We start from the raw sequence: 2173 nt of genomic DNA, 5'->3' as shown, positions 1-2173 counted from the left end.
CAGGCCCGGACGCGGCGGCCGCCGCCTCGTGCATACGGGCCGGTGCGGGACGGTCACCGCTGCGCCAGACGTCGGCGTACGCCTTGAGGTAGGCCGGCGTGAGGACGGTGCGGCGGGGCGGGGGCGGCACCACGCGTCCGTACAGGGCCACCCCGTGACCCGGTCCGAGGCCGTCGGCGCGCACGTGCTGCCAGGCAGCCGCGTCGGCGACGAGGTCGAGGACGACGGTCGTGGTGTGCGGGCGGCGCAGGGCGAGTTCGCCGGTGAGCCAGTGCCAGGGCAGTGCGGTGTAGCGCAGGGTGGCCGGGGTGGTGCGGGCCAGTGCGAGGTGGAGCAGGCGCTGGCGGTGGTCGAGGTTGAGCTGTCCGGTGACGTACAGGTGGAGCGGTCCGGGCAGCGCGGCGGCGGTGCGGATACGGGTGAGGACGGTCTGCGGGTCGAGCGGGTCGGCGAGTTCGACGACGGTCGCCGCGGCCGTACCGGTGAGCACGTGGGGCGGGACCGCGGCGAGCGCCGGCAGCACGGCCGCGGCGTCGATGAGGCGTCCCTTGCCCGCGGGGGCGGCGGCGAGCAGCAGCGCCGTCCCCGGCTCGGTGGGGTGTGCCTCGTGGGTGTCCGGCGCGGTGATCACCCCAGCACCGTAACCGGAATCCGCCGGGATGCGCGCGTCCGCGCGACAACCCAACTGGTCCGCCTACAGACGGTTTTCGGCCCTTTTAGGCCTCGGGGTGCGGGCAGCGCAGCCGGTCGCCGGTGACGGGCGCGCCCTCCACCATGCTGCGGTCGTACGTCACCTGCGTCACCCCGCGGTCGTCGCGGCCGACGACGACGCGGAAGACGGGTCCGAATCCGGCCACGGGAACCAGTCGGGCTCCGGGGAGCGCGGCGGCCAGGGACGGTGCATAGCGGGCGCGTTCGGGGTCGTAGGTGACGACGGTCGGGCCCGCGGGGCGGGTGGCCGGCGCCTGCGTCGGGGTCACGGCGAAGCCGCTGGTGCGCAGCCCTTCGGCGACGCGGGGGTCGTCGACGGTGACCTGCGTCTCGGACGGCGGCATGCCGACGGCGACCGGACCCTCGACCGGTCGCTCGGACGTGAGGGGCCGGTCGGCGCGCAGTGCGGCGAACATCTTCTCGGCGCGGGCGGCGTCCCACCGCAGGCTGGACCCCCAGTCGGGCACGCGGTAGTCGAAGTCGGAGATGGGCACGGTCGCGAACTCGGTCTGCCGCGGGGTGAGTTCGCGCAGCGACCAGGCCAGGGGGACGAGCGTGCGGATGTCGGTGTGGCCGTCCGTGCGCACCTGGGTGAGCAAGCGGTAAGCGGTACGGGCGGTGGCGACCGGGTTCCGGAAGAGCTTCTCGTCGGTCATGCGCGCCAACATGCCGAGCAGCAGCCGCTGTTGGCGGCGCACGCGGCCCAGGTCGCCCGGCGGGGAGACATGGCGGGCGCGCACGTACCGCAGCGCCTGGCGGCCGTCGAGGTCGTGGGTGCCCGCGGCGAGCTTCAGGCCGGAGTTCGCGTCGTTCAGGGGCGTCTCGGTGCACACCTCGGCGCCGCCCAACTCGTCGACGGCCGCGGCGAACTGCCGGAAGTCGGTCTCCAGGTAGTGGTCGACGTGCAGGCCCGTGGCCCGTTCGACGGTGCGCACGGTGAGGTCCGCGCCGCCGTGCGCGTACGCGCCGTTGATCTTCCCGCTGTGCGCGGGATGGTCGTGCGGGGCGAAGGGGACGTAGGAGTCGCGGGGCAGCGAGACGACGCTGAGGCGGTGGCCGTCGGCGGCGATGTGGACGAGCATCAGCACGTCGGTGCAGCCGCACTCCTCGCCGCCCACGTGGAGCCGGTCGATCTCCTCCCGGGTCAGGCCGCTGCGCCGGTCGAGTCCGGCGACGAGCAGGTTGGTGCCCTTGCCGAGGCCCGCTGCCGGGCCGTGCGGACCGGACGCGGGGCCCGTGTCGGCGCCTGCCGTTCCGGACCAGACGAGGGTGCCGGCCAGCAGGGCCGCGGCAAGGACGTGGCGGCGTCGGGGACGGGGTGCGGGCATGAGGGCCTCCAGGTCGGGTGCCGCGGGGCGGGCGTAGACCGCCATACCCGCTTCCACGGCTTTTGTCTGCTCTGTTCCCTCTGATTCACCGTCATGCCCGCACCCGGTAGCCGCCCGGCGCATCGGCGTCCGCC

At 74.7% G+C, this 2173-nt stretch carries 1 protein-coding gene and 1 pseudogene; both read right to left on the bottom strand.

What is annotated here, in order from left to right; all coding sequences use genetic code 11:
• Positions 1-631, bottom strand: a pseudogene (locus G3I40_RS31075) (hypothetical protein); the annotation flags it as partial.
• Positions 632-716: 85 nt separating this feature from the next.
• Positions 717-2084 carry an LCP family protein gene (locus G3I40_RS31070; protein ID WP_164305955.1) on the bottom strand — a complete coding sequence of 456 codons (1368 nt, stop codon included), beginning with the start codon at positions 2082-2084 and terminating at the stop codon, positions 717-719.
• Between the last annotated feature and the right edge of the window lie 89 nt (positions 2085-2173).

The sequence above is a fragment of the Streptomyces sp. SID14478 genome (assembly GCF_010548525.1).
Classification (GTDB): domain Bacteria; phylum Actinomycetota; class Actinomycetes; order Streptomycetales; family Streptomycetaceae; genus Streptomyces.
This window is presented reverse-complemented; position numbering and strand designations above follow the sequence as displayed.